The following is an 8,206-nucleotide window of genomic DNA, read 5'->3' on the forward strand; positions in this document are numbered from 1 at the left end:
GCCGCGCCCACCAGCACCGCGATCGCATGCTCGTAGGTGGCGCGCGTGCGCTGCAGGCCGACGCGGTCGGCGCGCGCGTTCACGAGCTGGGTCTGCGCCTGCAGCACGTCGGTCTGCGCGGCGATGCCGGCCTGGTAGCGGTTGTTGGTGATCTCGTAGGCGCGCTGGTAGCCCTCGATGGTCTCGTCGAGCAGCACCATCTCGGCATCGGCCTCGCGCAGCGAGAAGTAGTTGGTGGCCAGCTCGCCCACCGCCGACAGCCGCGCCGCCGCGAGGTCGGCCTCGCTGGCCTGCGCATTGGCCTGCGCGCTGCTGACCGCCGCGCGCAGCCGGCCCCAGACGTCGGGCGACCAGTCGGCCGCGAGCGTGGCCGAGAAGGCGTTCGAGGCATTGCTGTCGCCGCCGACGTTGCCGCTGCGCTTGCCGTTGCCGCTCAGCGAGACCGAGGGGAACAGCGCCGCGCGCTCGCCGCGCACCAGCGCCCGGGCCTGCGCGTAGTTGGCGACCGCGGCCGCGATGTTCTGGTTCGACACCTGCACCCGTCCCGCGAGCTCGTCGAGCACCGGATCGCCGAAGAGCTTCCACCATTCGCCGCGCTCGAGCGTGTCGGCCGGCGCGGCCGGCAGCCAGCCCTCGGCGGTCTTCTGTTCCTTCCAGCCCGCGGGCGACACGGCAGCCGGCACCTGGTAGGCCGGGCCGACGGCGCAGCCCGCGAGCAGCGCGGCGAGCGTCGCGGCCAGCGCGATGCGCTTCGGAAAGAAGGGAGTCTGGAACAGGGAGGCGGGCATTCTTCGAACGGCGCGTGCGGGCCGTGGTGTCTTTGTCGTTGCGGTCATGGCTGGACCTCCATCGTGCGGCTCAGGTGGCTCTCGTCGGCGCCGCGGCGGCGCAGCTTGTCGAGCAGCAGGTAGACCACCGGCGTGGTGAGCAGGGTCAGCACCTGGCTGGCGATCAGCCCGCCGATGATCGCCACGCCCAGCGGCCGGCGCAGCTCGGCGCCCTCGCCGAAGCCGATCGCCAGCGGCAGCGCGCCGAGCGCGGCCGCCATGGTGGTCATGAGGATCGGGCGGAAGCGCAGCAGGCAGGCCTCGCGCACCGCTTCCAGCGGACTCAGGCCGCGCGAGCGCTCGGCCTCGAGCGCGAAGTCGATGATCAGGATGGCGTTCTTCTTCACGATGCCGATCAAGAGGAACACGCCGATCAGCGCGATGATGGAGAACTCCATGCGGAACATCAGCAGCGCCAGCACCGCGCCCACGCCGGCCGAGGGCAGCGTCGACAGCACGGTGATCGGGTGCACCAGGCTCTCGTAGAGGATGCCCAGCACGATGTAGATGACGACCAGCGCGGCCAGGATCAGCATCGCCTGCTGGCCCTGCGACTGCTGCGCCGCGAGCGCCGTGCCCGCGAAGGCGCCGCGCACGTTGATCGGCATCGCGATGTTGGCCTCGGCCTTGGCGATCGCCTCGCGCGCATCTCCGAGGTTGGCGCCCTCGGCCAGGTTGAACGAGATCGTGGTCGCCAGCTCGCCGTCCTCGTGGCTCACCGAGGTCGCGACCGAGCGCTCGACGAACTTCGCCACCGAGGACAGCGGCACCAGCGTGGTCGGCGTGTTGCTCAGCACGTTGCCGGTGGAGGCGTTGCGCGAGCCCGCGTTGGCCGACACCGGCACCGTGGGCGTGGTGCTCGAGGCGGTCGACGCGGTGCCGGTCTTCGAGCCCGTGGCCGTGTTGCTGGTGGCCACCGAGGTCGACTGGTTGGTCGTGCCGTTGGCCGCCACCTGCGTGGTCACGGTCTGGCCCGCCACCACCGAGGTGCGCGTGGCCGGCACGTAGACGTCGCGCAGCGCATTCGGGCTGCGCGTGTAGCGCGGCGCCCACTCCATCACCACGTGGTACTGGTTGAGCTCGGTGTAGATGGTCGCCACCTGGCGCTGGCCGAAAGCGTTGTAGAGCGCGTTGTCCACCGCCTGCGAGGTCAGGCCGAGCCGGCGCGCGCTGTCGGGGTCGACCTCGGCCACCGTCTCCACGCCGTTCTGGTCCTGGTCGGTGTCGATGTCCGTGAGGTTCGGCTGCAGCCGCAGCTCGTCGGCCAGCTTGCCGGCCCAGGTGCGCAGGTCGGCCAGGTTGTCGCTCTTGAGCGTGTACTGGTAGGTGGAGTTGCTCGAGCGCCCGCCCGAGCGCACGTCCTGCACCGTGTTGAGGAACACGCGCAGGCCGGTCACCTGGTTGAGCTGCGGCCGCAGCCGCGCGATCACGGCCATGCCGCTCTCGGTGCGCTGGTTCGCGGGCTTGAGGTTGACGAACATGAAGCCGCCGCCCGCGCGCGAACCGCCGATGAAGCCCGTGACGGTGTCGACCGCCGGATCGCGCCGGATGATGTCGACCACCTCGCGCAGCTTGGCCGCGAGCGCCTGCGAGGAGATGCTCTGGTCGGCACGCAGGCCGCCGTTGAGCTGGCCGCTGTCCTGCTGCGGGAAGAAGCCCTTGGGCGCCGCGCTGAACAGGTAGACGTTGAGCCCGATCACCGCCAGCAGGATCAGCGCCACCAGCGCCTTGCTGCCGAGCGCCCAGTCGAGGCTGACCTCGTAGCGCTTGAGCACCCACTCGTAGCCGCGTTCCGACCAGCGCGCGAAGCGGCCCGGCGGCTTGGTCTTGTCGGCCTCGCCGCCGCGCTTGAGCAGCCAGGCGCACATCATCGGCGTGGTGGTCAGCGAGATGACCAGCGAGATCATCACCGCCGCCGACAGCGTGACCGCGAACTCGCGGAACAGCCGCCCGACCTGGCCGCCCATGAACAGCAGCGGGATGAACACCGCCACCAGCGACACGCTGATCGACAGCACCGTGAAGCCCACTTCCTTGGCGCCGAGCAGCGCGGCCTTCATGCGCGTCATGCCGGCCTCGATGTGGCGGCTGGTGTTCTCGAGCACCACGATCGCATCGTCGACCACGAAGCCCGTGGCCACCGTGAGCGCCATCAGGCTCAGGTTGTTGAGGCTGAAGCCCAGCAGGTACATCACGCCGAAGGTGCCGAGCAGCGCGACCACCGTGGCCACGGCAGGCACGACGGTGGCGCGCGCGCTGCGCAGGAACAGGCTGACCACCAGCACCACCAGCAGCACCGAGGCCACCAGCGTGAACTCCACTTCGTGCAGCGAGGCGCGGATCGAGCTGGTGCTGTCGGAGGCCACGCGCAGCTCGACGTCGGGCGGCAGCTGCGACTGCAGCTCGGGCAGCAGCGCGCGCACGCCGTCGACCGTCTCGATGATGTTGGCCGAGGGCTGGCGCGTGATCAGCACGATCACCGCCGGCTCGCCGTTGAACAGGCCCAGCGTGCGCGTGTCCTCGACGCCGTCGTAGACCTCGGCCACGTCGGCCAGCCGCACCGCCGCGCCGTTGCGCCAGGCCACCAGCATCGAGGCGTAGTCGCTCGCGCGCAGCGCCGGCGTCTGGGTGTAGACCTGCAGCTTGCGCCCGTCGCCCTGCACCATGCCCTTGGGCCGGTTCGCGTTCGAGGCCTGGATCGCGGCACGCACGTCCTCGGTGCTGATGCCGTAGCGGTTGAGCGCGAACGGCAGCAGCTCGATGCGCACCGCCGGCAGCGAGCCGCCGCCGATCTCCACGTCGCCCACCCCGTCGACCTGCGACAGCCGCTGGCTGACGATGTTCGACACGGCATCGTAGATCTGGCCCGGCGTCTTGGTCTTCGAGGTCAGCGCCAGGATGATGACCGGCGACGAGGCGGGGTTGGCCTTGCGGTAGGTCGGGTTGCTGCGCAGGGTGGCGGGCAGGTCGACACGGCTCGCGTTGATCGCGGCCTGCACCTCGCGCGCGGCGCCGTCGATGTTGCGGCTGAGGTCGAACTGCAAGGTGACGCGGGTGGAGCCGACCGAGCTGGTCGAGGTCATCTCGTTGACGCCGGCGATGGTGCCCAGGTGGCGTTCGAGGGGCGTCGCGACGCTCGTGGCCATGGTCTCGGGGCTGGCGCCCGGGATGGAGGCGCGGACCGAGATGACCGGGTAGTCGACTTGCGGTAGCGGGGAGACCGGGAGGACGAAGAAGGCTGCGATGCCTGCCAGGGCTATGCCGATGGTGAGGAGGACTGTGCCTATGGGGCGGCGGACGAAGGGGCGGGAGAGGTTCATCTCTTGCCTCCTGCGTTCATGGTGTGCAACGGTCTTGTTTTTTGCTGAGGCCGTTGGCCGGGTCTCGCCCCGGCGGGCGACTTACTTTTCTTGTCTCGCCAAGAAAAGTAAGCAAAAGAAGGCGACCCCACTGTCTGCGACCCGCAGCGAAGCTGCGGGCAACCTGCGGTGCTCGCGTTTCGCGGGGTCTCGCAGAACTCGCTCCACTTCGTTGCGCTCAGACAGCTGCGAGCCCTTATCCGCGAAACGCTGCGCTCCTCGGCGCAGCCAGAGGGGGTCAGGGTCAACGCGCCATGGCGCGTCCCTGTGTGGGGGGTGCGAGCTCGCCCGCTACGCCCGATAGCCGCGGCCGAGCGAAGCGAAGGCCCGTTGGGTATCTGCGGCCGAGCGCAGCGATGGCCCGAACCACTCCCCTCTGGCTGTGCCGAGGAGCGCAGGGGAAAGCGGGATAAGGGCCGCAGCTGTCTGAGCGGAGCGCAGCGCAGCGAGTTCTGCGGACCCCCGCTTTCCCCGAGCACCGCAGGTTGCCCGTAGCGAAGCGGAGGGACACAGACAGTGGGGTCGCCTTTTCTTTGGTTACTTTCTTTTGGCGAGACAAAAGAAAGTGACTCGCCCGCCGGGGCGAATTCCCGGCCAACAGCCCCCGCAGAAGAAGCAGCACAAGAACACAAAGCAGCCGAACGAAAGAGGAAACTCAAACCACCTCCTCCTCAACCACCCCAGACCGCCGAGCCCCACCCAACCGATCAAACGCCAAATAAATAACAGGCGTAGTAAACAAAGTCAGCAGCTGACTAACGATCAACCCCCCAAAAATAGCCAACCCCAAAGGACGCCGCAGCTCAGCACCATCGCCGAAACTGAACATCAAAGGCACAGCAGCAAACAGAGCAGCCAGCGTAGTCATCAAGATAGGCCGAAACCGCAACAGCGCTGCCTGATGAATCGCTTCCCGAGGCGACTTGCCCTCAGTGCGCTCCGCATCGATCGCAAAGTCGATCATCATGATCGCGTTCTTCTTCACGATCCCGATCAGCAGGATGATCCCGATGATCCCGATCACCCCGAGGTCGTTGCCCGTCACCATCAACGCCAGCAGCGCCCCCACCCCGGCGGATGGCAAGGTCGACAGAATCGTCAGCGGATGCACGTAGCTCTCGTACAGCACCCCCAGCACGATGTACACGCACACCACCGCCGCCAGGATCAGCCACAGCTGGTTCGACAGTGATTTCTCGTAAGCCCCCGAAGCCCCGAGGAAGGTCATCGTGATGCTCTTCGGCAACCCGATCTCCTTCGCCGTCGCACGGATCGTGTCGACCGCCGACCCCAGCGCCACCCCCGGCGCGGTATCGAAGTTCAGCGTGCTCGCCGGGTACTGCGCCACGTGCGTGATCTGCAGCGGCGCCTGCCGCTCGCTGATGTCGGCGATGGCCGAGAGCGGCGTCGCGGTGCCCGAGCCCGCGATCAGGTTGAGCTGCCCCAGCGTCTGCGGCGTGTTCACCATGCCGGGCTGCGCCTCGAGGATCACGCGGTACTGATTGGTCTCGGTGAAGATGGTCGAGACGATGCGCTGGCCGAAGGCGCTGTAGAGCGCGTCGTCGACCGTGCTCGCGGTGATCGACAGCCGCGCCGCGGTGTCGCGGTTCACGTTGACGAAGGCCGCCAGGCCCTGGGCGCCGGCATCGCTGCTGACGTTGCGCACCTTGTCGCCATGCTCGGCCTGCAGCTTCGCCACCAGCTGCTGCATCCAGTCGGTGATGGCGGCGCCGTCCACGCCTTCGAGCGAGGCGCGGTACTGCGTGGGGCCGGTCTCGGCGTCGATGGTCAGGTCCTGCGTGGGCTGCAGGTAGAGGGTCACGCCGGCCACGCCGCGCACGCGCTCGCGCAGGCGGTCCATCACGGCCTGCTGGCTGTCGTGGCCGCGGCGCAGGTTGATCAGCATGCTGCCGGTGTGCAGCATGGTGTTGTTGGCGGCATCGACGCCGACGAAGGAACTGAGGTTCTCGACGTCGGGGTCGGCCAGCACGGCGCGCGCGGCCTGCTGCTGCAGCTGCGACATGCGGTCGAACGAGACGTCCTGCGCGGCCTCGATGCGTGCCTGCAGCTGGCCCGTGTCCTGGGTCGGGAACAGGCCCTTGGGGATCGAGAGATAGAGCGCCACGGTCAGCAGCAGGGTGAGCAGCGCGACCAGCAGCGTGAGCGCCTGGTGGTCGATGACCCAGTGCAGCGAGCGGTCGTAGCGCGTCATCACGCCGTCGAAGAAACGCTGCGCGCGCGCGGCGATGCCGTGGCTGGCGGGGTCGCGCTTGGGCTCGTGCTTGAGCCAGCGCGCCGACATCATCGGCACCAGCGTGAGCGACACCACGGCCGAGATCAGGATCGTGATCGCCAGCGTGACCGCGAACTCGCGGAACAGCCGGCCGACCACGTCGCCCATGAACAGCAGCGGGATCAGCACCGCGATCAGCGACACCGTCAGCGAGATGATGGTGAAGCCGATCTGGGTGGCGCCCTTGAACGCGGCCTGCAAGGGCTTCTCGCCCTCCTCGATGTAGCGCGCGATGTTCTCGATCATCACGATCGCGTCGTCCACCACGAAGCCGGTGGCGATGGTCAGCGCCATCAGGCTCAGGTTGTTGAGGCTGTAGCCCAGCAGGTACATCAGGCCGAAGGTGCCGATCAGCGAGATCGGCACCGCGATGCTGGCGATGACGGTGGCGCGCAGGCTGCCGAGGAAGGCGAAGATCACCAGCACCACCAGCACCACGGCGAGCACCAGCTCCATCTGCACGTGCTCGACCGACGAGCGGATGCCGGCCGTGCGGTCGCTCAGCACCTCGACCTTCAGGCCCGCGGGCATGCCGGCCTGCAGCTCGGGCAGCTGCGCCTTGATGGCGTTGACGGTGGCGATCACGTTGGCGCCGGGCTGGCGCTGCACGTTGAGGATGATCGCGGGCGTGAGCGTGCCTTCGGCATCGCCGGCGGCCTTGGTGCCGGCCCAGGCGCCGAGCTGGTTGTTCTCGGCGCTGTTGACCACGCGCGCCACGTCGACCATGCGGATCGGCGCGCCGTTCTTGTACGAGACGATCAGGTTCTTGTAGTCGTCGACCGTGAGCAGCTGGTCGTTCGAATTGATGGTGTAGGCGCGCTTGGGGCCGTCGAAGCTGCCCTTGGCGCCGTTGGAGTTGGCCGCGCTGATCGCGGTGCGCAGCGCGTCGAGGCCGATGCCGTTGGCCGCCAATGCCTGCGTGTTGGCCTGGATGCGCACCGCCGGCCGCTGGCCGCCGCTGAGCGATACCAGCCCCACGCCCGAGACCTGGCTGATCTTCTGCGCCAGCCGCGTGTTGACGAGGTTCTGCACCTCGGTCAGCGGCAGGGTGTCGGACGTGATCGCCAGCGTGAGCACCGGCGCGTCGGCCGGGTTGACCTTGGCATAGACCGGCGGCGCCGGCAGGTCGGCCGGCAGCAGCGAGCCGCCGGCGTTGATCGCGGCCTGCACCTCCTGCTCGGCGACGTCGAGCGTCTGGCCCAGCGTGAACTGCAGCGTGATGATCGACACGCCCGCCGCGCTGGTGGAGCTCATGCGGTCGAGCCCCGACATCTGGCCGAACTGGCGTTCGAGCGGCGCGGTGACGGTGTTGCTCATCACCTCGGGGCTGGCGCCCGGGTAGAGCGTCTGGACCTGGATCGTCGGGTAGTCGACCTGCGGCAGCGCCGACAGCGGCAGGAAGCGGAACGCCACCAGGCCGGCCAGCACGATGGCGACCATCAGCAGCGAGGTCGCCACCGGCCGCAGGATGAACGGGCGTGAAGGGCTCATGGGATCAATTCGTCGTCGAGGGCGCTGCGGGCGGCGCGGCGGGAGATGCCGAGGCGGAAGGCCGGCGCGTCATTGGCCTTGCGGCGCCTGGCGGCGGCCCTCGCCCTGCCCGCCCTGGCCACCCTGGCCCTGCCGTTCGGCCATGCGCTGCCAGCGTTCGAGCGCGGCGGGGTCGCCACGGTCGAGCTGTTCGAGGAAGCGCTTGCGGCGCTCGAGCTGCTCGGGGTCGTCCTTGG

Annotated in this window: 3 protein-coding genes; all 3 read right to left on the reverse strand. The window is 68.8% G+C overall.

The annotated features are described in order from the left end of the window. A partial coding sequence (locus tag AC27VN_RS25140; protein ID WP_490878278.1) for a TolC family protein occupies positions 1 to 788 on the reverse strand: 788 nt, incomplete at its 3' end. Positions 789 to 832: 44 nt separating this feature from the next. After that, a complete protein-coding gene (locus AC27VN_RS25145; protein WP_490878279.1) occupies positions 833 to 4,147 on the reverse strand; it encodes an efflux RND transporter permease subunit in 3,315 nt (1,104 codons plus the stop codon). A gap of 694 nt (positions 4,148 to 4,841) precedes the next feature. After that, the gene (locus tag AC27VN_RS25150) at positions 4,842 to 7,970 is read right to left on the reverse strand and encodes an efflux RND transporter permease subunit (RefSeq protein ID WP_490878280.1); all 3,129 of its coding nucleotides are present in this window, start codon (positions 7,968 to 7,970) and stop codon (positions 4,842 to 4,844) included. Positions 7,971 to 8,206: the final 236 nt, after the last annotated feature.

The organism is Variovorax sp. 20P10.2.4 (genome assembly GCF_058244205.1).